The organism is Streptomyces sp. PsTaAH-137 (genome assembly GCF_003259365.1).
Classification (GTDB): Bacteria; Actinomycetota; Actinomycetes; order Streptomycetales; family Streptomycetaceae; genus Streptomyces.
Genome location: NZ_QLLY01000009.1, coordinates 266,041 through 285,998 on the forward strand (window position 1 = coordinate 266,041; position 19,958 = coordinate 285,998).

General features: G+C 72.3%; 23 protein-coding genes and 1 riboswitch. Of the genes, 11 read left to right on the forward strand and 12 right to left on the reverse strand.

Features of this window, described 5'->3' with window-relative positions; all coding sequences use genetic code 11:
• Window positions 1-7: 7 nt before the first annotated feature.
• Window positions 8-889, reverse strand: coding sequence for an SDR family oxidoreductase (locus K377_RS21700; protein ID WP_111665109.1), 882 nt, complete (start codon window positions 887-889; stop codon window positions 8-10).
• A 101-nt stretch (window positions 890-990) separates the two neighbouring features.
• Between K377_RS21700 and K377_RS21705 the strand changes: the two genes are divergently transcribed.
• Complete coding sequence (locus K377_RS21705) at window positions 991-1,569, forward strand: TetR/AcrR family transcriptional regulator (protein WP_111665110.1); 579 nt, start codon at window positions 991-993, stop codon at window positions 1,567-1,569.
• Window positions 1,570-1,697: 128 nt separating this feature from the next.
• Window positions 1,698-1,991 (forward strand): hypothetical protein, encoded by a 294-nt coding sequence (locus tag K377_RS21710; RefSeq protein ID WP_111665111.1) that lies wholly within the window; start codon window positions 1,698-1,700, stop codon window positions 1,989-1,991.
• Window positions 1,992-2,026: 35 nt separating this feature from the next.
• Here the strand turns inward: K377_RS21710 and K377_RS42735 are convergent, their stop codons facing one another.
• From K377_RS42735 to K377_RS21725, 3 genes are all read right to left on the reverse strand, one after another.
• On the reverse strand, window positions 2,027-2,578 hold the full coding sequence (locus K377_RS42735) for a helix-turn-helix domain-containing protein (protein ID WP_181512615.1): 552 nt from the start codon (window positions 2,576-2,578) through the stop codon (window positions 2,027-2,029).
• 78 nt (window positions 2,579-2,656) lie between these two features.
• Window positions 2,657-3,643 (reverse strand): DUF2804 domain-containing protein, encoded by a 987-nt coding sequence (locus K377_RS21720; protein ID WP_111665112.1) that lies wholly within the window; start codon window positions 3,641-3,643, stop codon window positions 2,657-2,659.
• The gene (locus K377_RS21725; RefSeq protein WP_111665113.1) at window positions 3,640-4,047 is read right to left on the reverse strand and encodes an STAS domain-containing protein; all 408 of its coding nucleotides are present in this window, start codon (window positions 4,045-4,047) and stop codon (window positions 3,640-3,642) included. Before K377_RS21725 ends, K377_RS21720 begins: the two co-directional genes overlap by 4 nt.
• A 159-nt stretch (window positions 4,048-4,206) precedes the next feature.
• Here K377_RS21725 and K377_RS21730 point away from each other — a divergent pair, with 159 nt between their 5' ends.
• Entirely contained in the window at window positions 4,207-4,596 is a 390-nt protein-coding gene (locus tag K377_RS21730; protein ID WP_111665114.1) for an ATP-binding protein, read from the forward strand.
• Between the two features lie 23 nt (window positions 4,597-4,619).
• Here the strand turns inward: K377_RS21730 and K377_RS21735 are convergent, their stop codons facing one another.
• Entirely contained in the window at window positions 4,620-5,813 is a 1,194-nt protein-coding gene (locus K377_RS21735) for a cytochrome P450 (protein WP_111665115.1), read from the reverse strand.
• 16 nt (window positions 5,814-5,829) lie between these two features.
• On the reverse strand, window positions 5,830-6,681 hold the full coding sequence (locus K377_RS21740; RefSeq protein WP_111665116.1) for a patatin-like phospholipase family protein: 852 nt from the start codon (window positions 6,679-6,681) through the stop codon (window positions 5,830-5,832).
• Window positions 6,682-6,790: 109 nt separating this feature from the next.
• Here K377_RS21740 and K377_RS21745 point away from each other — a divergent pair, with 109 nt between their 5' ends.
• Window positions 6,791-7,441 carry a TetR/AcrR family transcriptional regulator gene (locus tag K377_RS21745; RefSeq protein WP_111665117.1) on the forward strand — a complete coding sequence of 217 codons (651 nt, stop codon included), beginning with the start codon at window positions 6,791-6,793 and terminating at the stop codon, window positions 7,439-7,441.
• A gap of 50 nt (window positions 7,442-7,491) precedes the next feature.
• Window positions 7,492-7,926 (forward strand): VOC family protein, encoded by a 435-nt coding sequence (locus tag K377_RS21750; RefSeq protein ID WP_111665118.1) that lies wholly within the window; start codon window positions 7,492-7,494, stop codon window positions 7,924-7,926.
• A 26-nt stretch (window positions 7,927-7,952) separates the two neighbouring features.
• Here the strand turns inward: K377_RS21750 and K377_RS21755 are convergent, their stop codons facing one another.
• The 3 genes from K377_RS21755 to K377_RS21765 are packed head-to-tail and all read right to left on the reverse strand — an operon-like array spanning window position 7,953 to window position 9,424.
• Window positions 7,953-8,573 (reverse strand): dihydrofolate reductase family protein, encoded by a 621-nt coding sequence (locus K377_RS21755; protein WP_111665119.1) that lies wholly within the window; start codon window positions 8,571-8,573, stop codon window positions 7,953-7,955.
• A complete protein-coding gene (locus K377_RS21760) occupies window positions 8,573-9,079 on the reverse strand; it encodes an SRPBCC family protein (protein ID WP_111665120.1) in 507 nt (168 codons plus the stop codon). The genes K377_RS21755 and K377_RS21760 overlap by 1 nt, the downstream gene beginning before the upstream one ends.
• A gap of 3 nt (window positions 9,080-9,082) precedes the next feature.
• Window positions 9,083-9,424, reverse strand: coding sequence for a helix-turn-helix transcriptional regulator (locus K377_RS21765; RefSeq protein WP_111665220.1), 342 nt, complete (start codon window positions 9,422-9,424; stop codon window positions 9,083-9,085).
• Between the two features lie 204 nt (window positions 9,425-9,628).
• Here K377_RS21765 and K377_RS21770 point away from each other — a divergent pair, with 204 nt between their 5' ends.
• The 6 genes from K377_RS21770 to K377_RS21795 all read left to right on the forward strand — a co-directional run bounded on the left by K377_RS21770 (window position 9,629) and on the right by K377_RS21795 (window position 14,929).
• Window positions 9,629-10,138, forward strand: coding sequence for an RNA polymerase sigma factor (locus tag K377_RS21770; RefSeq protein WP_111665121.1), 510 nt, complete (start codon window positions 9,629-9,631; stop codon window positions 10,136-10,138).
• Entirely contained in the window at window positions 10,135-11,283 is a 1,149-nt protein-coding gene (locus K377_RS21775) for an anti-sigma factor (protein ID WP_111665122.1), read from the forward strand. The genes K377_RS21770 and K377_RS21775 overlap by 4 nt, the downstream gene beginning before the upstream one ends.
• 124 nt (window positions 11,284-11,407) lie before the next feature.
• Window positions 11,408-12,640, forward strand: a complete 1,233-nt coding sequence (locus K377_RS21780; RefSeq protein WP_111665123.1) for a patatin-like phospholipase family protein — start codon at window positions 11,408-11,410, stop codon at window positions 12,638-12,640.
• A 35-nt stretch (window positions 12,641-12,675) separates the two neighbouring features.
• Window positions 12,676-13,608: an alpha/beta hydrolase gene (locus K377_RS21785; RefSeq protein WP_111665124.1), complete on the forward strand. Its 933-nt coding sequence runs from the start codon at window positions 12,676-12,678 to the stop codon at window positions 13,606-13,608.
• Window positions 13,609-13,681: 73 nt separating this feature from the next.
• Window positions 13,682-13,804, forward strand: a riboswitch (cobalamin riboswitch).
• A gap of 61 nt (window positions 13,805-13,865) precedes the next feature.
• Window positions 13,866-14,255, forward strand: coding sequence for a (2Fe-2S) ferredoxin domain-containing protein (locus tag K377_RS21790; protein ID WP_111665125.1), 390 nt, complete (start codon window positions 13,866-13,868; stop codon window positions 14,253-14,255).
• Window positions 14,252-14,929, forward strand: a complete 678-nt coding sequence (locus K377_RS21795) for a (2Fe-2S)-binding protein (RefSeq protein WP_111665126.1) — start codon at window positions 14,252-14,254, stop codon at window positions 14,927-14,929. Before K377_RS21790 ends, K377_RS21795 begins: the two co-directional genes overlap by 4 nt.
• Before the next feature lie 9 nt (window positions 14,930-14,938).
• Here the strand turns inward: K377_RS21795 and meaB are convergent, their stop codons facing one another.
• The 3 genes from meaB to K377_RS21810 are packed head-to-tail and all read right to left on the reverse strand — an operon-like array spanning window position 14,939 to window position 19,956.
• On the reverse strand, window positions 14,939-15,937 hold the full coding sequence (gene meaB, locus K377_RS21800; protein WP_111665127.1) for a methylmalonyl Co-A mutase-associated GTPase MeaB: 999 nt from the start codon (window positions 15,935-15,937) through the stop codon (window positions 14,939-14,941).
• 12 nt (window positions 15,938-15,949) lie between these two features.
• Window positions 15,950-18,145 carry a methylmalonyl-CoA mutase gene (gene scpA, locus K377_RS21805; RefSeq protein WP_111665128.1) on the reverse strand — a complete coding sequence of 732 codons (2,196 nt, stop codon included), beginning with the start codon at window positions 18,143-18,145 and terminating at the stop codon, window positions 15,950-15,952.
• Window positions 18,142-19,956, reverse strand: a complete 1,815-nt coding sequence (locus K377_RS21810) for a methylmalonyl-CoA mutase family protein (RefSeq protein WP_111665129.1) — start codon at window positions 19,954-19,956, stop codon at window positions 18,142-18,144. Before K377_RS21810 ends, scpA begins: the two co-directional genes overlap by 4 nt.
• Window positions 19,957-19,958: the final 2 nt, after the last annotated feature.

Consider the following 19,958-nt stretch of genomic DNA (forward strand, 5'->3'; position numbering starts at 1 on the left):
AACCCTGTCAGGGCTGGATCTTCTCCAGGTCCGCCAGCAGGGCGGGGTGCCTGGGCTCCCAGCCGAGCGCCTCGCGCGTGTGGGCGCTGGAGGACGGCTGGTCTGTCTCGAAGATCGTGCCGAGCGGGCCGTAGGTCTCCGTCGGCACCGACCGGACCGGAACGTCCAGTCGGCGTCCGATGACCGCGGCGATGTCCCGCACCGCGTCCCCCTCGTCGGCCACGGCGTGCCAGGCGCTGCCCGCCGGCGCCTGCTCCAGGGCGAGGCGGAAGAGGACGGCGGCGTCGAGCGCGTGCACGGCCGGCCAGCGCTGGGCGCCGTCGCCCGGGTAGCCGGACACGCCGCTCTGGCGCGCGATGTTGGTCAGCAGGCCCGCGAAACCGCCCGTGCCCTCGTTGTGGACCGTGCGCGGCAGCCGCACCGCCGAACTGCGCACCCCCTGCGAGGCCAGACCGAGCGCCCGCATGACCGCGACGCTGCGGCCGCCCACGGGGCCGTCCGTCGGCAGCGGATCCGCCTCGGTGGACGGGCGGCCCGCCGCGACCGGCGTACCCGAGACCGTGACCAGCGGCCGGTCGCTGCCGACGAGCGCGTCGCCCAGGGCGGCGAGCGCGGCACTCTCCTCGGCGACACCCCGGGCCAGGGCCTCGGGGCTGCTGAAGTCGTTGCTGAACGCGAGGTGGACGACCCCGTCGGTCTCGGCGACACCGGAACGCAGCACGTCCAGATCGGCGAGCCCGCCCCTCAGGGACTGAGCGCCGGCGGCCTCGGCGGCCGCCGCGGAGGTCTCGGAGCGGGTGAGCGCGAGGACGGAGTGACCGTTGCCGAGCAACTCGGCGACGACGGTGGAGCCGATCAGGCCCGTGCCGCCCGTGACGAAGACGCGCATGAGGTCTCTCCTCAAAGTGATGGAACCCCAAGTGATGGGAGTCTTGTCCCATCACCGTACACCGGTGATGGGACAAGACTCCCATCACGTAGGATGGCGGCATGGCACGGTGGGAAGCAGGTTCACGCGAACGGCTCGTCGTGGCCGCCGTCGACCTGTTCACCGAGCAGGGCTACGACGCCACGACCGTCGCGCAGATCTCCGAGCGCGCGGGGGTCACCAAGAGCACCTTCTTCCGGTACTTCCCCGACAAGCGCGATCTGCTGGTGGCCGGTCAGGAGACGCTGAGCCGGCTGCTCGTCGAGGGCATCTCGGAGGCGCCCGCCGGTGCGAGTCCGTTGGAGGCCGTCGCCGCGGGTCTGGAGCGCGCGTCTGGCGCCATGGGTCCGCAGAATCGTGAGCTCGCCCCGCGCGTGAAGGCCGCCGTCGCCGCCAGCACCGAGTTGCAGGAGCGCGACGCGCTCAAGATCGTCAGCCTCACGGCTGCCATGATCGAGGCCCTGGAGGCGCGCCGGATCCCCGGCGAAGTCGCCGCCGTGGCGGGGGAGTTGGGGGTTCTCGCGTTCAAGCGGGGACTCGCGCAGTGGTCCGAGGGGGAGCGCGGCGGCGGTGAGGAGCTGGCCCGGTGCGTTCTGGAGGCGCTGGCGAAGCTGCGGGCGGCGGTCGCCTCGCTGGGGTGAGGCGGACGGCGCGTTCCGTTCCCGGTGATCACTCCCGTACGCCCGCTACGGAGTGTGTGTGATCCGGTACGTTCCGTGGTGTCAGCGGGTGGCGATACGAGCGACCCGCGCCATGGAGAGGATCCACCATGATGCGACGCACCGCTCTGACCCTCGGGGCGCTGGCGGCCGCGGCGACCCTGGCCGTCGCGGTACCGGGCTCGGCCTCCGCGGCCGAGGGCATCCTGGTCGTCGACGGGGTCAATCACGTCGACCCGAGCGGGTGCTACGCCGTCGACCGCTTCCCCTCGTCCGTCGTCAACAACACCGACGCCATCGCAGAGGTCCACACCGGCCCCGACTGCACGGGGCAGGTGGAATGGCTCGTCTACCCGGGCGAGACGTACCCCACGGAAACGGCGCGGAGCGTCTTCGTCCTCTGACTGCGGACTGCGGACTGCGGACTGCGGACTGCGGACTACGGATGGGGGAGAGGAGTGGTGGCCATCAGGTGGCCGCACACGATCCACATCCCCACGGCCGCCGTCGTCCAACGGAATCTGCGCAGACGCGCGGGCGACACCGGATCGGGCGCCCGCCCCACGGGCCGTCCGGGCGCCGAGGGCGCGGCCCCGCGCAGCACGGTCGACACGGCGCTCGCCGCGGCGGCCGAGCCCGATCGTGCGCGTGGAGTACGTGGAGTACGTCGAGCACGCGGAGTGCGGGGTGCCGGTGGTTCCGCGGGCGGGGGAGTGCCGGTGCAGGAGGGTCCCGGCACGAGGCCGTGCGCGAGGCCGCTGAGGAACGCCGCGTACGCCGCCCTGCGCTGCCCGCGCGGTGCGGAGCGCCCGGCCTCCCAGGAGCGGACCGTCGCCGCCGTCACCCCGAACGCCTCGGCCACCTGCTCCTCGCTGAGCCGCCACGCGCGGCGCAGCCTGCCGCGTTCCTCGGGGGCGGGCAGCGGGTCCTGGCCGTCGCTGCGGCGGGGATGGGAGGGCATGGGCCGTCGGGCGATGAGTTCGATCGTCATGACCGTATGACAACGCGACAGTGCCTCATGTGATGAGGTGTCAGGATATGCACCCGTACGGCCCAGTCGACCCGTCCGCTACCAGCGGTTCCGGGCTTCCTCGGCCCAGCCGACCAGTCCGTCGAGATCCGTCCTGGTGCCGTCGTCGGTGAGCGCCCAGCCGCTGAAGTGGCCGAAGCACTGGTGCGTCTCGTTCGCGACGACACCCAGGTTCGTGCGGGCGGCCTTCTCGTGGAACGGGCGGAAGGTGATGTCCACCCGCTCGCCGCCGATGTGCCACGGCGCAAGCCAGTTCGAGCGGTCGTAGCTCCAGCGCAGTTCCTCGCCGATCTTGTGCAGGCGGCCGTCGACGAACAGGGCGTTCTCGGTGCTGCCCGTGCCGTCGGTCCATCGGCCACCCAGCTGGATCGCCCGGCCGGGCCCGCTGCCCGCCGCCCAGTTCCACGTGATCGAGTACGGCCACTTGCCGCGGCCGTGATCGAGCACGGCGAACGCCTCGGGACCGCCCACCTCGTAGCTCCGCCCGTGCAGGCTCAGAGTGCCGCACACCGGCCGGCCGATGTCCTTGACGGTGTACTGGAACCGGGTGTCGCTCCACGGCACGACCACCCCGAGCGACTCGTGCCCCGGCGGCAGTGGCACCTCCACGTCGAGCCGCACACCGGGGCCCGTCGCGTGGATCGCGGAGCCGTCCGCGGACTGCGCGATGTCGATCTGGAGACCGCCGCCATGGGCGCGCACCTCGCCCTCACCGCTGCGTACGGGCAGTGCCGTGCCCCGCGCGAACGGCACCACGGCGTCCGTGCTCGTCTCCCGCCCGGTCGCCCGGTCGAGGACGTAGAGCCCGTGCACCCCCGCGTAGTCGAGCGACGACACCACGATGCCGACGATGTGCTCCGGAGTGACGATGCCCCAGTACTCCCAGCGCTTCACCCGCCCCCAGCCCCGCAGATTGGCGGTGTGCAGGGGGCGCCGCGTCCAGCCGACCGCGTCCGGGTTCAAGCGTCCGTCGGGACGGCACAGCTCGACGGGAGACGTCAGCTCGCGCCCGCCCTGCGGAGTCACTGCGCGTCGGGTGTCGAGGCCTGGTCGCTGCCGAGTCGTCCCTGGAGTTCGTGGACGCGCCGCAGGCCCTCGGCGCGGCTGTCGGTCATCTCCAGCGCCTCACCGGCGCCGGTGATCTCGAAGAGCCTGTCGACGGCCGGGTGGTAGGGGCCGCTCAGCACGAAGGGCCTCGGCACCGCCTGGTGCTCGTTGTAGGCGCGCAGGATCACGTTCAGCGTCGTGCTGTCGGCGAAGGTGAGGCCGGCGAGGTCGAGGAGCGTACCGGTGGTGCCGGTGTCCCCGCGCGCGCCGGAGAGGGCGAGATAGGCCTCGGCCTCGTCCGTGAGGTCCATGTCGTCACGGAAGGAGACCACGGTCACCCGGTCCTGCCGGGTGACGTCGATTCTCTGTCTGTCGGAAACCATCCGCTGACCTTCCCACAGGTTCCTGGAGGTGTGATCAGCAGATCCCCTTTTCCCGTCCGGAGCGACCGGATCCGGCGAGTGTTGGACGGACGGGTGCGGGGAAAGCGAGAACTGTGGCGGCACGAGGTGCGACATGTACGGGAAAGGACCTACGACCATATGAGCGCGGCCCAGGCACTGGAAACGGATGAGATCAGTTGTGCGGACGCCCGGGTGGCGGTCCGCGCGGCACTGGCCGAGGCGGGTCCTGGACTGCCACCGGCGCGGGCCCGGCAGCTGAGTGAGGACGCGCTGCTCGTGGTCAGCGAGCTGGTGACCAACGCCCTCGTGCACGCGGGCGGGGCCACACGGCTCGAGGCCGAGGTGGTGGACGACGAGTTCCGGCTGCGGGTGAGCGACGCGAGCCGGACCGCACCGCAGCGGGTGCGCACCCGCAAGGGAAGCCCCGGCGGGTACGGCATGGTGGTGATCCAGCGGCTCTGCTCCCGCCTGGACGTGGAGCTCGGCCCCGAGGGAAAGACGATCACCGCCGCACTGTCACTGCGGTGAACGACACCCTCTGTCAGACCCCGTCACCGCCGCCCCAGCCGCAGAGGAAGATCGGTCAAGCCGCGCAGCAGCGTGCTGCTGCGCCAGGTGAGCGTCGCCGGGTCCGTGGCGAACGCGACCTCCGGACAGCGCGCGAGGAAGCGCCGCAGCGCCGTCTCGGCCTCCATCCGGGCCAGGGGCGCTCCCAGGCAGTGATGCAGCCCGTGCCCGAACGCGATGTGCGCGGGACCGGTGCGACGCAGGTCGAAACGGTCGGGGTCGGAGTAGTGCGCGGGGTCCCGGGACGCCGCCGCCAGACTGACCAGGACCGCGTCGCCTGCCGCGATCGACGTCCCCGCCAGCTCCAACGGCTCCGAGGCGAACCGGAACGCGGTGGAGTGGACCGGTGCCCGATGGCGCAGGGTCTCCTCGACGGCGGCGGCCGTGAGTGAGGGATCCGCCCGCACCATCGCCAGCTGGTCGGGGTGCGTGAGAAGACCGAACAGGGTCGCCGAGATCAGATGGACGGTCGTCTCGTGCCCCGCGACGAGCAGCAGGAAGACCATCCCGATGAGTTCATCGGCGGCGAGGCCGCCGTCCTGCCCCGCCACGGGCAGTTCGGCGAGAAGTGTGCCGTCGGGATCGGCGGCCTTCCGCGCGACCAAGTCGCCTATCAGCCCGGCGAGTTGCGCACCGGCCGCAGTCGCCGCCGCTTCCGAGGTGGGCATCACCAGCTCCCGCGACCAGGCGTGGAAGGCGTCGCGCCCGCCCTCGGGCACGCCGAGCAGTTCGCAGATCACGGCGACCGGCAGCGGCAGCGCGTACCGGTGGACCGCGTCGACGGTCCCCTGCTCGGGCAGATCGGCGAGAAGCGCGTCCGCGAGGGCTTCGACGCGCGGGCGCAGCGCGGCGATCCGCCCGGGGGTGAAGTGCCCGGCGACCAGGCCGCGCAGCCGCGTGTGGTGCGGAGGATCGCTCTGCAGCATGTTCCGCCCGAGGGCGTGACCGCCGTCGGTGTCCCAGGTCGCCGAGTGCCGGATGTCGTTGCTCAGCCGGGGATCGGTCAGCGCCTGACGCGCCGCGTCCCGGCTCACGACGAGCCAGCTCTCGCCGCTCCCGGGAACGAGCACGCAATGGACCGGGCCGCGCGCCCGCAGCGCCGCGTACACGGGGTAGGGGTCGCGGGCCGGATCGTGCCCGGCGGGGGCAAGTTCTTCCAGCGTGGGTGCCGATGACATGGGGTCGCTCCTCGGTTCAGGCGGTCAGGAGGTCGTCGATCGAGCCGGACGCGGCGAGCGTCCTGCCCTGCGCGTGACCGGCGCGGGCGGCGCCGGCCCTGCGGTGGTCCGCGGTCATGTCCCTCCCCATGGCGCGGCGTGCCGCCGCGTCGGGCGTGACGAGCGTGACGTGGCTGCCGGCCGCCGTCAGCGCGGCCGCCTGCCGCTCGGCGTGCGGGTGCGGTCCGACCGCGGACGGCAGGGGGACCACGGCCAGCACGCGCCGGTGACCGCGGGCCAGTTCCAGCGGTGCGGTCGAGCGGCAGCCGCCGTCCATCCACCGCCGGCCGGCCACCGTGATGGGCGGCCACACCACGGGGACGGCGCAACTGGCGGCGACCGCTTCGAGGAGCGTGACCCCCGACTCCCGGCCGAAGGCGTCCGGCTCTCCCGAGGCGGCGTCCACGACCGCGACGCGCAGCGGGCGCTCCGGCCAGTCCTGTACGCCGCTCAGCAGGATCCGCACCGTGTCGAGGACCGCGGACTCCGGGACGGCCCGCGCGCGCAGCGCGGCCCGGCCGAGGCGGCGCACGGAGCGCTCGGGGTCCCTCGACCCGAGTGCCGCCCACAGGAACCGGAGCGTCTGGCCGGTCGTGACGTCGAGGTCGATGCGGTCCGCGCCGGCGAGCTGACGCTCGTACAGCTCCTGCGGCGACCGGCCGGACAGGAGCCGGGCGCCGAAGACGGCGCCCGCCGACGCGCCCGCCGTCAGGTCGACGTCGGTCGGATCGACTCCGGCGCTCGCCAGCCCGGCCAGGACGCCGACCAGCCACGCCCCGCCCACGGGCCCGCCGCCGCCCAGCACCAGTGCCCTGCCCTCGTCTCCCATGGCTCACCCTTCGCTAAACGGGGAGTGCTCCCCGGTTCGCTGGGACGATAGCATCATTACCGGGGACCACTCCCCGGATGTGGTGTGGAGAACGGCGAAGGAGAACGACATGACCGACGGTGCATCCGGTACGGCGCACCGGCGGCGGGACGCGCGGCGCAACCGTGAGCTGATCGTCGAGGCCGCGCGCGAGGTGTTCCGCGAGCAGGGCCTCGCGGCGCCGCTCGATGTCGTCGCCCGCCGCGCGGGCGTGGGCAACGCGACGCTGTACCGGCACTTCGCGCGCCGCGCCGACCTCGTCGACGCGGTCTTCCGGGACCAGTTGAGCGGCACGATGGCCGCCGGCGAGGAGGCGCGCACGGCCGCCGACGCCTGGGCGGGTCTCACCGGTTATCTGGAGGTCGTCTTCACGGTGCTCGCCGGGGACCGCGGCACGAACGACCTGATGACGACGAGCCTGGAGGGTGTCGCGGCGCTGGAGGCCGTCCACGCGCACAACCACCGGACGCTGGACGAACTCCTGCGGCGCGGGCAGGCGCAGGGAGTCGTCCGGCCCGATGTCGTCGTGGAGGACGTCCTGTTCGCGCTCGCCGCACTGGGCCGCGCCGTCCCCGCGCTCACCGCCGGGGCCGGCGACGACGCCTGGCGCCGCCCCCTCGCCCTGCTCTTGGCGGGCCTGCGTCCCGTACCGCCCGAACTGGCTCTGCCAGGGCCGGTTCTGACGTCCGGTCAGTTGCAGGCCACCCTGGCCGGACTGTGAGGCACCCTAATTCGGGTGTGACCGGGGCGGGCCGTTGGTATGGTGCGCCGATGTCGGCGATCAAGAAGTTCCAAGTCACCTTCGACTGCGCGGAACCCGAGCGCGTCGCCCGGTTCTGGTGCGAGGTGCTCGGGTACGTCATGCCCCGGCCGCCCAAGGAGTTCGCCACCTGGGAGGACTTCAGGAACTCGGAGCCGCCCGAGAAGCGCGACGCGTGGTCCGCCTGCGTCGACCCCTCGGGCGAGGGCCCGCGTCTGTACTTCCAGCGCGTCCCCGAGGGCAAGGCCGTCAAGAACCGCGTACACCTCGACGTGCGGGTCGGCACCGGCCTCGTCGGCGCCGAGCGCCTCGCCGCCCTGGAGGCCGAGTGCGCGCGGCTCGTCGCACTCGGCGCGACCCACGTGACCACCCTGTACGCCGACGGGGAGAACGAGTCGTGCATCCCGATGCAGGACATCGAGGGCAACGAGTTCTGCCTCGACTGACCGGGCAGGCGGCCCCGGCGGCGCGGCTACCGCGGGTGCACGCCGTAGGTCAGGTGTGTCGCCCGCGGCGACGGCTCCGAGCGGATCTGCTCCAGCGCGATCCTGGACGCGTCCACGCCCTCGAAGAGGCGAATTCCGGAGCCGAACAGCACGGGCGACAGCGCGATCGAGAACTCGTCGACGAGACCGGCGTTCAGGTACTCCAGGATCGTCGCGCCGCCGCCCGCGATGCGGACATCACGGTCGCCCGCCGCCTCGCGGGCCTGGTCGAGCGCGCTCTCGATGCCGTCATTGACGAAGCGGAAGACGGTCCCGCCCGGCCGCTCCCAGGGATCACGCTTCTCGTGCGTCACGACGAAGACCGGTGTGTGGAAGGGCGCTTCCTCCGGCCACATCTTCTCTCCGGCGTCGAACATGTTCTTGCCCATGACGCTCGCACCGGTGCGCTCGAACGTCTCCCGCACGATGTCGTTGTCGCGCCCTTCCTCGCCGCCTTCGCCCAGCTTCAGGTTCTCCCGGAAGTGCCGCTGCGGGAAGATCCACTGCTGTAGCTCCATCCACTGTCGTCCCATCAGCTCCCCGAGGGACGCGGGTGCGATGAACCCGTCCAGCGACATCGACACACTGAAGAACACCTTCCCGGCCATCAGCCCTCCGCCCCCTTCCGGACGGTCTCGGTGACGTAGTCCGCCAGGCTGCTCAGGGTCTGCCGGCCGCCCTCGATCGCGTGGTACTTCTCGACCGCCTCGTCGCGCAGTTCCTTGGTGGGGAACACCGTGCGCATCACGATCCGGGTCGCCGCGCCGTCCGCCGCGAGGGTCAGCACCGACTCGAAGGCGTTCGGGTCGTCGGGGCGCTCGCCGTGCAGCAGCTCGATCCGCTCCGGCGGGACGATCCGCCGCCAGCGGATCCACTCGGAGTAGTCGGTCCCGTCCGGCCCGTGCAGGACGAAGTTCCACTCCCCGCCCTCGCGGAACTCGAAGGAGTGCGTGGTGGTGGTGAACCCCTCCGGACCCCACCACCGCGACAGATGCCGGACCTCGGTGAACGCTTCGAACACCAACTCCCGTGGGGCGTCGATGGACCGCGAGATCACGATCTCCCTGTCGGCCGTCTCCGGCTCCACCCGCATGTCGTGCTGTGCCCCTGCCATCGGTCAATCCTCCTGCTGTGTCCGCTTGAGGTCCTGCACGTAGACGTCCAGTCGGTCGAAACTCTCGGTCCAGAACTGCTCGAAACCGCCGACCCACTCGTGGACCGGCCGCAGTCCGCGTGCGTCCAGGCCGTAGAGGCGCTGCTTGCCCGCCTCGCGGACCCGCACCAGGCCCACCTCCCGGAGCACCCGCAGGTGCTTGGAGGCCCCCGGCTGGCTCATCCCCAGCTCCTGGGCCAGGTCGGTGACCGGCCGCTCGCCCGTCCGCAGCAGCGCCAGGATGCTTCGGCGCTGCGGCTCGGCGATCGCGTTGAACACGTCCGACGTCGTCGCTGCTCGTGCCATGCCCGTCATCGTATTCCCATATCGGAATACGTCAAGCGGGTGGTGGCGGCCGCCGACCGGCACGGGTCCCTGAACAGATCAGGAACGATCCGTCGGAACTTCCTTTCCGATCAATACAGTTCATGCGCCGTCGGGTTGTCGCATGACAACATTCACTGGGTACGTTGGCGTGTGCGGCAGTACGTGAGCGACACGAGGAGGGGCATGGCCGACGCGGTCGACGACGCGGCGCGGTGGGAACGGCAGGTCCAGATTCGCCTGGTCCGCGGTGAGGCCGCGGTGCTCGGCGAGGTCTACGACCGGTACGCCCGCATGCTGCATTCAGTAGCGGCGCGGCTGACCGGCGACGAACAGGCCACCCGGGATCTCGTGGTGGGCGTCTTCACGCACCTGTGGCAGCAGCCCCGGTCCTTCGACCCGGGGCGGTACCGCCTCGGGACCTGGCTCGTCATGGCGGCGCTCGACCGCCACGAGGCCGGGCCGGAGACGCTCGCCCGCCTCTCGGCGGACCGGGTCGAGCGGGCCGACTCCGCCCTCGGCGCCATGAACCGGGGCGTGCGCGTCGCGATCCACCTCGTCCACACGGAGAAGATGGACTACCGCCAGGCCGCGGCCGAACTCGGCGTCGCGGAGGACGAGATACTGAGCAGACTCCGGCACGGGCTGACCATGCTGGCCGGAACCGATGCCACCACCGGGGAGGACGGACGATGAGTGGTGACTTCGACGGGCACTCCCGCCTTGAGCAACTGCTCGGGGCCTGGGCGCTGGGAGCCTGCTCCGCGGCGGAGACGGCGGAGGTCGACGCGCACCTCGCCGCGTGCGAGCCCTGCGCCGAGGAGGCGGCACGGCTGCGCACCTCCCTCGAACTGCTGCACCCCCACATGGACCTCGACCTGGCACCCACCCTGCGTGCCGAGGTCCTCGGCTCGTGCCTGAGCGCGCGCCCGCCGCAGGTCGCCGTGCCCGACTACGCGCAGCCGTACGACGCCGAGACCGCCCGCCTCGGCGCGCTGCTGGCGGACATGAGCGACGACGAGTGGAAGTCCCCGGTCCAGCTGGAATGGTTCGAGGGCGACGACTCCGCCACCCACCGGACGTCCGTGTCCGGGGTGCTCGGCCACCTCCTCGCGGTGGACGGATCGGTGTCCCGCTCGCTCGGTCTGCCGGACCCGGTGCGGGGTGCCCAGGACCTTCCGTCGGATCCGGAGGCGCGGACCAAGGCGCTGTGGCAGCAGGCGGCGCAGGATCGTACGGAGTCGGGCGCGTCCGACGGCGAGAGCCCGGAACGGATCCGCCGCGCGTGGCGGGAGCACGCCTACGAACTGATCCGCACATGCTCGTTCAGCGGCAACGGAGTGGCGGACATCGCCGTGCCCTACGGCGAGGACGTCGTCCTGCCCCTGCGGCTCGCCTTGCTCGACCGGGCGTTCGAGACGTGGATCCACGCCACCGACATCGCGGACGCCGTCGACTATCCGTACCCGCCGCCCGTGCCCGAACATCTGCGGACGCTCATCGGGGTCGCCGTGCAGATGCTCCCGGCGATCCTGGCCGCGCGCAGACAGGCGGGACTGGCGTCCCCGCCGCTGCCCCTCACGCAGCCGGGGGCGTCGCCGCGCAGCGTCCGCCTGGAGATCGAGGGCGAGAGCGGCGGCGACTGGTACCTGCCGCTGGACGCTGCCGACGGCCCGGCCGGACCCGACAACTGCGTCAGCCACATCGTCCTGCCCGAAGTGGAGTTCTGCCGCGTCGCGGCGGGTCACCTCTCACCACGGGAAGCGGCCACGAGCCAACAGGGCGACGCGACGGCCGCCGTCGAACTGCTCTACGCGATGGCATCCATGAGTCGCCTCTGACTTTGGTTGGCCGGTTCCGCCGTTGCACCGTTCCGCCGGCCGTAGTGGCATCGACCAGGCGGCCGGTGGCGCACGGCAGTACCTGCCTCGGCCGCACCTGAGCGACGTCGATCAGGGAGGGGCGATGTCCGAGGACGAACCCGCCGCGCCGGCCCCGGTCGGCGGTGACATCGGCGTCGTGCTCGCGGGGGGCGGCGCGCGGGGCGCGTACGAGGCCGGCATGCTGGCGACCCTGCTGCCGGAGCTCGACAGGCGCGGGCAGCGGCCGACGTTGTTCACCGGCACCAGCGCCGGTGCGCTCAACGCGGTGCTCTTCGCCGCGCGCGCCCATCTGCCCGCGCAGCAGGCCGCCGACGAAGTGGTCGCCGCTTGGGAGGAGTTGACGAAAAATCAGGTCTTCAGGCCGTTTCTGCTGACAGCCCTGCCCATGATTTTCCGGCAGTGCCTGACGCGCGTACTGAACCCGTCCAGCGCGCCCTTGGCGGGCCTGCTCGACACGAGCCCTCTGCGGACCACCCTGCGGACGAAGGTGGACTGGGACCAGCTCCACGCCAACACGGCGACCGGCGCGGTCCGGGGCGTGGCCGTGGCCACCACGGCCTGCGGCAGCGGCCGTACGGAGATCTTCGCCGAGGGACACGCGGCGGCCGGGCTGCCGGCGTCCGACACCGACCGGGCCGTCGACTACACCCGGACCGCCCTGGACGTGGACCACGTGATGGCGTCCGCGGCGATTCCCGTGGCGTTCCCGCCCGTCAGGATCGAACCGGCCGGCTGCTGGTACATGGACGGCGGGGTACGCCTCAACGCCCCCATCAAGCCGACGATCTCGCTCGGCGCGCGCCGGGTCGTGATCGTCGCCACCACACCCCTGCGCGACCTGCCCCGCCTTCCGGACTGCGGGGACGAACCCGTGCCGTCCGTCCAGGACGTCGTCGCGCAGATCCTCACGGGTCTGATGGGCGATCGCATGGTCGAGGACAGCCGCACGCTCGGCAAGGTGGACGAGTTGCTGGAGTCCGGGGCGAAACGGATCAGCCCGCGCGGACGCCCGTACACCGTCGTCGAGTACCTCTTCGGAGGCCCGATGCCCGGCCAGGGGGATCAGCTCGGCGAAAAGGCGGAGTACGTCCTGGACACCTGTTTCCGTGGCGTCCGCCGCCTGACCAACCCCGACCTGATGTTCCTCGCCGCGCTCCTGGGCCCGGGAGCGAGCCGGGGCGAACTGCTCAGCTACCTGTTCTTCGAACCGGAGTTCACCAGGGAAGCCATCAAGCTCGGCCGGCGCGACGCCCAGATCATCCTGGACGAAGCGGGCGATGACCCGGACAAGCTGTGGCGTACCGACTCCGCCTAGGACTCGCACAGCAGCCTGACGAAGGATGCCCTTTCATGCTTCAGCACGTCACGATCCCGCGCGGGCCGATCGAGCTCGCCGCCCACCTCCATCTCCCCGACGACACCGAGCACACCGACGACACCGACGGATCGGCGCCCCTGCGCGCCGTGGTGCTCTCCACCCCCGGCAGCAGCGTGAAGGAGCAGATCGGCGCCGCCTACGCGTCCCGCCTCGCCGCCCGCGGCATCGCGGCGCTCGTCTTCGACCCCGCCCACCAGGGGCAGAGCGGGGGAGAACCCCGCGACCTGGAGGATCCCTATCGCTGTGGCGAGGACATCTCCTACGCGATCGACGCGCTCGGCGCGATGCCCCGGGTCGACGCGCAGCGCGTCGGCGTCCTCGGCATCTGCGCCGGAGGCGGCTACGCCGTGCACACCGCCCGCACGGACCATCGCATCAAGGCGGTCGGCACGGTCGTCCCCGTCAACATGGGCGCGTCCTTCCGCAGTTTCCAGCCGGGCGGCCCGGCCGCCGCTCTCGACACCCTGGCCGAGGCGCGTACCGTGGAGTCCCGCATGGGCGAGCAGACCCGGGTGAACTGGCTGCCCGACACTCTGGAGGAAGCCGAGGCGGCCGGCCTCACCGACATCGACACCGTCCAGGCCGTCACCTATTACCGCACCGAGCGCGGCGGCAACGCACACGCCACCAACCGCCGTCTCGCGCGCGGCGATTCACTGCTCCTCGGCTATGACGCGTTCCACCTGGTCGACCAGCTCATGACCCAGCCGCTCCAGGTCGTCCTCGCCGGACGGGTCGGCAACACCGGCTCGTACGACACGGGGATGCGGCTGTGGAAGCTGGCGCCCGACCCCGTCGACCTCATGGTGATCGAAGACGCCGGCCACTACGAGATGTACGACGAACCCCGGTACGTCGACGCCGCCGTCGACCGGCTCGCCCGGTTCTACGCGGCCCATCTGTGAGGCAGCCCGGGCGGGCCGGTCGCGAGGTCCGGCCGGATGGCATGATGACCGTGGACATGGGCGGCAGCCGCCCGAGGAAACCGGTGCGAATCCGGTGCGGTACCGCCACTGTGATCGGCGAGCGGATCCCGACGAGCCACTGCCCCGCGCGGGTGGGAAGGCCGGGACGAGCGCGGACCCGAGAGCCAGGAGACTCACGCTGTCGCCTCCTCGAAGCACCCCGGGGCGGAACTCCCCGGCGAGAGGAAGGACACGGCATGCCTGAACGGCTCGCCGAGGAGACCGTGGCGTCAGCGGACCGGACGGTCCCGTGCCGGGTGGTGGTCTGCCGCGACTGCTGCTGCGGCACCGTCAAGGTCGACGCCGACCACGCGGCACAGACCGCGCGGCTGCGCGAGATCGCCCCGGTGCGGATCTCCGAATGCCTCGACGTCTGCGAGCAGGCCAACGTCGTCGTCGTGCAGCCGTCGACAGCCGGCCGCGCGGCGGGTGCCCGGCCCGTGTGGCTCGGACTCGTCAACGACCGCGACGCCACCGAGGACATAGCGGACTGGGTACGGGCGGGAGGCCCGGGTGTCGCGCCCCGGCCCGACATCCTCGACCTCTACCTGATCGAGCCGCCGCGTCGCACCCCCACCCCCTCATGACGGACGAGGCCCGCCCGGAGCAGGTCGCCGAGGCGCTGCGCGACGTGGCGCGGCTCGGCGGATTCTTCGCCCTCGACACCGCCGCGCCCCGCGATCACGTCGACGGCGGCTGGGGTCTCCGCGACGGGTTCGCGGCCCGCGCCCGAGTCGTCAACGACCGTTTCGGGACGGCCGAGTTGCGGGTCGGCGCCTCCGTCGCGCACCTCGGACTCGCGGCCCGCCTGTGGTCACCGGTCCTCGCCTGCGCACTCCTGCACGGGATCGTGCCGACGATGAGCGCCGTGGAGTGGTCCGGTGAGGGGACGGACCTGCGGCTGACCGCACCGCGGGGACGGCTCGCGGCGCGGCTGCCGTCACCCGTGGAAGCGCTCCACGCGGAGGTCGACGGCGTGCTGCGTGACGTCGAGGACGGCCTCACCGTCAAGGTGGCGCCGGGCCTGCTGGCCGGCAACTCCGCGTCCGCGCTGGTCGGTTCGGCGGCACAACTCCTGCGCACCCGGCCCGCCCTGCGCGGCCCGCTCACCCGCCTGGTCCGCGAGCTCCTGGAGACGGGCCGACTGCGGGGCACCGGCCGGATCACCGGGCCCCGGCTGACGTTCCGCCGCAACAGCTGCTGTCTGCTCTACCGCGCCCCGGGCGGCGGGAAATGCGGGGACTGCTGCCTGACCGGGTGACCGGCAGCGTCACTCCCCGACCTGGGCCTCTCCGTTTCGGAACGTGTCCAGGATCTGCTCGGCGGCCAGCGTCGCGGTGAGGCCGCCGTCCCGGACCCGCTGCTCCAGACCCGGGGTCACGGCCCGTACCGCCGGATCGGCGTGCAGCCGGCCGAGGAGTTCGTCGCGCACCATCGTCCAGGTCCAGTCGACCTGCTGCGTACGGCGCCGCTCGGCGAGCCGGCCCGTCGAGTCGAGGAGCGTGCGGTGCTGCTCGATCCGCTCCCAGACCTCGTCGAGCCCGCTCTCCTCCCGGGCGCTGCACGACAGCACCGGAGGCGTCCAGAACGCGTCCTTGCCGTGCATGAGCCGCAGCGCGCCCGACAGCTCCCGGGCCGCCGACCGGGCATCCCGCTCGTGCGGCCCGTCCGCCTTGTTCACCGCGATGACGTCGGCCAGCTCCAGGACACCCTTCTTGATGCCCTGCAACTGGTCACCGGTCCGCGCGAGCGACAGCAGCAGAAACGTGTCGACCATGTTCGCGACCGCCGTCTCCGACTGGCCCACGCCGACCGTCTCCACCAGGACCACGTCGTAACCGGCGGCCTCCATGACGACGATCGACTCCCGGGTCGCCTTGGCGACACCGCCGAGCGTCCCGGCCGTGGGGGAGGGGCGCACGAACGCGGCCGGATCGACCGCGAGGCGTTCCATCCGCGTCTTGTCGCCCAGGATGGAACCGCCCGTGCGGCTGGACGACGGATCGACCGCGAGCACGGCCACCCGGTGACCGTGCCCGGTGAGCAGGGTGCCGAACGCGTCGATGAACGTCGACTTCCCCACTCCCGGCACGCCGCTGACACCGATCCGGCGGGCCCGGCCGCTGTACGGCAGCAGCTCCGTCAGCAACTCCTGCGCCAGCCGCCGGTGCTGAGGGCGCGTGGACTCGACGAGGGTGATCGCCCGCGCGACGAGCGCCCGCTTCCCGCCCAGGACGCCCTTGACGTACGTATCGAGATCGATGGCCACACCGTCACCGGCTCACTGGTCGTCGTGCCCGAGGTCCGCCGCGAGGCGTGCCACCAGGTCGTGCGCGGCGTCCGGGATCACGGTGCCGGGCGGGAAGACGGCGGCCGCGCCCATCTCCAGGAGCGTGGGCACGTCCTGCGGCGGGATCACCCCGCCCACCACGATCATGATGTCCTCGCGCCCCTCCTCGGCGAGCGCCTCGCGCAGCGCCGGTACGAGGGTGAGGTGACCGGCGGCCAGCGACGACACCCCGACGATGTGCACGTCCGCCTCGACGGCCTGCCGTGCCACCTCGCCCGGGGTCTGGAACAGCGGGCCGACGTCGACGTCGAAGCCCAGGTCGGCGAAGGCGGTCGCGATCACCTTCTGGCCGCGGTCGTGCCCGTCCTGCCCCATCTTGGCCACGAGGATGCGCGGCCGGCGCCCCTCGGCCTCGGCGAACTCGTCGACCCGGCCGCGCGTGCGGTCCACGTTCGCGGACTCCCCTGCCTCGTTGCGGTACACACCGGAGATCGTACGGATCTGCCCCGCGTGGCGGCCGTAGACCTTCTCCAGCGCGTCCGAGATCTCGCCGACGGTGGCCATCGCCCGCGCCGCGTCGACGGCCAGCTCCAGCAGGTTGCCGTCACCGCCCGCGGCCCGGGTCAGTGCGTCGAGCGCGTCCCGGCAGGCCGTCTCGTCCCGCTCCTCGCGCAGCCGGCGCAGCTTGGCGATCTGCTGGGCCCGCACCGACGAGTTGTCGACCTTGAGGACCTCGATCTCCTCGTCCGAGTCGACGCGGTACTTGTTGACGCCGATGACGGGCTGCCGTCCGGAGTCGATCCGCGCCTGGGTGCGCGCGGCCGCCTCCTCGATGCGCAGCTTCGGGATGCCCGCGTCGATGGCCTTCGCCATGCCGCCCGCCTGCTCGACCTCCTGGATGTGCTGCCAGGCCCGGCGCGCCAGGTCGTACGTCAGCTTCTCCACGTACGCGCTGCCGCCCCACGGGTCGATCACCCGCGTCGTGCCCGACTCCTGCTGGATCAGCAGCTGGGTGTTGCGGGCGATGCGCGCCGAGAAGTCGGTGGGCAGCGCGAGCGCCTCGTCGAGCGCGTTCGTGTGCAGCGACTGGGTGTGGCCCTGCGTCGCCGCCATCGCCTCCACGCACGTACGCGTCACGTTGTTGAACACGTCCTGCGCCGTCAGCGACCAGCCCGACGTCTGTGAATGGGTGCGCAGCGAGAGGGACTTGGTGTTCTGCGGGTCGAACTGCTTCACGAGCTTCGCCCACAGCAGGCGCGCCGCGCGCAGCTTGGCGACCTCCATGAAGAAGTTCATCCCGATCGCCCAGAAGAAGCTCAGGCGCGGCGCGAACGCGTCGACGTCGAGCCCCGCCTCCCGGCCCGCCCGGATGTACTCCACACCGTCGGCGAGGGTGTACGCCAACTCCAGATCGGCCGTCGCACCCGCCTCCTGGATGTGGTACCCGGAGATGGAGATCGAGTTGTAGCGCGGCATCCGCTGCGAGGTGTACGCGAAGATGTCGGAGATGATCCGCATCGACGGCTTCGGCGGATAGATGTAGGTGTTGCGGACCATGAACTCCTTGAGGATGTCGTTCTGGATGGTCCCGGCCAGCTTCTCCGGCGGTACGCCCTGCTCCTCGGCCGCCACGATGTACAGCGCGAGCACGGGCAGCACCGCGCCGTTCATCGTCATCGACACGGTCATCCGGTCGAGCGGGATGCCGTCGAAGAGCTGCCGCATGTCGTAGATGGAGTCGATCGCGACGCCCGCCATGCCGACATCACCGGTCACGCGCGGGTGGTCGCTGTCGTAGCCGCGGTGCGTCGGCAGGTCGAAGGCGACGGACAGGCCCTTCTGACCGGCGGCGAGGTTGCGCCGGTAGAACGCGTTGGACTCCTCGGCCGTGGAGAATCCCGCGTACTGGCGGATCGTCCAGGGCTGATTGACGTACATCGTCGGGTAGGGGCCGCGCAGATACGGGGCGACACCCGGGTACGTGCCGAGGAAGTCCAGGCCCTCCAGGTCCTCGCCCGTGTACAGCGGCTTGACGGAGATGCCCTCGGGCGTCTCCCACAGCGGGTCGGCGCCGTCGCCCGCGCGCTTGAGGGCGCTGCGCCACTCCTGCGCGGAGGTGCCCGGCGCGGGGCTGCCGAGACCGAGCGAGGAGAAGTCGGGGACTCCGGACGTGCCAGGGGCGGTCATCGGGACACTCCCATGCGGTCGAGCGTGGCGCTGAGCACTTCTACGGCGTCGCAGCCGGCGAAGACGAAGCTGTCGGGGGCGGCGGAGGTACCGGGACGGCCCGCGAGGAACACGTGGCTCGCGCCCGCCTCCCGCAGGGACCGCGCGGCGTCCTCGGCCTGCTCCGCGTAGACCGTGTCGCTGGAGCACAGGCACGCCTCCCGCGCCCCGCTCTCCTCGAAGGAGCCGTCGGTCACCGGTTCGATGCCGCCCGCCTGGAACAGATTGGCCGCGAAGGTGGCACGGGCCGTGTGCGCGGCTGCGGGGCCCAGCGCCGCCAGATACACCCGGGGCCGCCGGCCGGTGGCCGCGAGGTGGGCGTCGGAGCGGGCCCGCAGCGCCTCGAACGCCTCGTCACGCCGTACGCGGGGCAGCCCGCCGGACGGCCTCGGTGCCGCGGCGGCGCGGACCACGGGCTTCTCGGCGAGATGCGGGAACTCGCTGACACCGGTGACCGGTTCGCGGCGCTCGGCGAGGCGGTGGGCGCGCACCGACCACGTCTCGGCCAGCCGGTCGCCGACGAGTCCGGAGCGCAGCGCGGCCGCCTGGCCGCCCTCGCGCTCGATCGTCTGGAAGAACTCCCAGGCGGCGTGGGCGAGTTCGTCGGTCAGGCGCTCCACGTACCAGGAGCCGCCCGCCGGGTCGATCACCCGGGCCAGGTGGGACTCCTCGATCAGGATGGTGGAGGTGTTGCGGGCGACACGGCGGGCGAACGCGTCCGGCACGCCGAGCGCGTCGTCGAACGGCAGCACGGTGACGGCGTCGGCGCCGCCCACCCCGGCCGCCAGCGTCGCGACCGTGGACCGCAGCATGTTCACCCACGGGTCGCGGCGCGTCGTCATCACCGTGGACGTGACCGCGTGCTGGAGCTGCGCCCCGCTCCTCGGCGCCCCGCAGGCCTCGGCGACCCGCGCCCAAAGCCTGCGCGCCGCACGGAACTTGGCGATGGTGAGGAACTGGTCGGCGGTGGCCGCGTACCGGAACTCGACCTGCGCGAGAGCCTGCTGGACGTCGAGCCCCGCCTCGGTGAGGTGCCGCAGGTAGGCGACGCCCGTGGCGAGCGACGCGCCCAGCTCCTGTGCGGCCGAGCCACCGGCCTCGTGATACGGCAGGGCGTCCACGGTCAGCGCGCGCAGCCCCGGGTACCGCTCGGCGCAGAGCCGGGCGAGTTCGACCACCGGCTCGCTGTCGTACGAGCGTCCCGTGCGCGCTTCGAGCCCCAGCGGGTCGCCGCCGAGGTTGCCGCGGGCCGCGTCGGCGGCGACGCCCCGGTGCTCGTACAGGCGCAGCAGTTCCCGCGCGGCGCCTTCTTGGTCGGCTCCCGCGTCGAGCACCACGGGGGCCAGGTCGAGGAGGACGCCGTCGAGCACGGCGGGCAGCGCCGACACGGGGAAGCCGCCGGCGTCGCCGATCGTCAGCCACAGCGACGTCACGCCGTTCTCGAGGTCGGTGAGGACCGCGGCGGACTCGGACGACCCGTGCCGCTGGCGCACGTCCCAGCCGCCGGCCGTGTTCCCCTCGGCGCGGCCGCCGCGGACGAACGGCGGGAAGCCGGGCAGGCCGGCCGGGGGAGCGGCGTCGTTCGATGTGTAGAGCGGGCGCGCGCGCAACCCGTCCTCGAGCGTGGTGGACAGGGCGTCCTCCGCCTCGCCGGCCGAGACTTCCCTGCCCGACTTGCGCAGGACACCGGCGACAAGCTGCTGCCACTGATCATGCGTCGCGTCAGGGAATTCGGCTGCCAGGGAGAGCCCGTCGTCAGGCAGGACCGTCATGC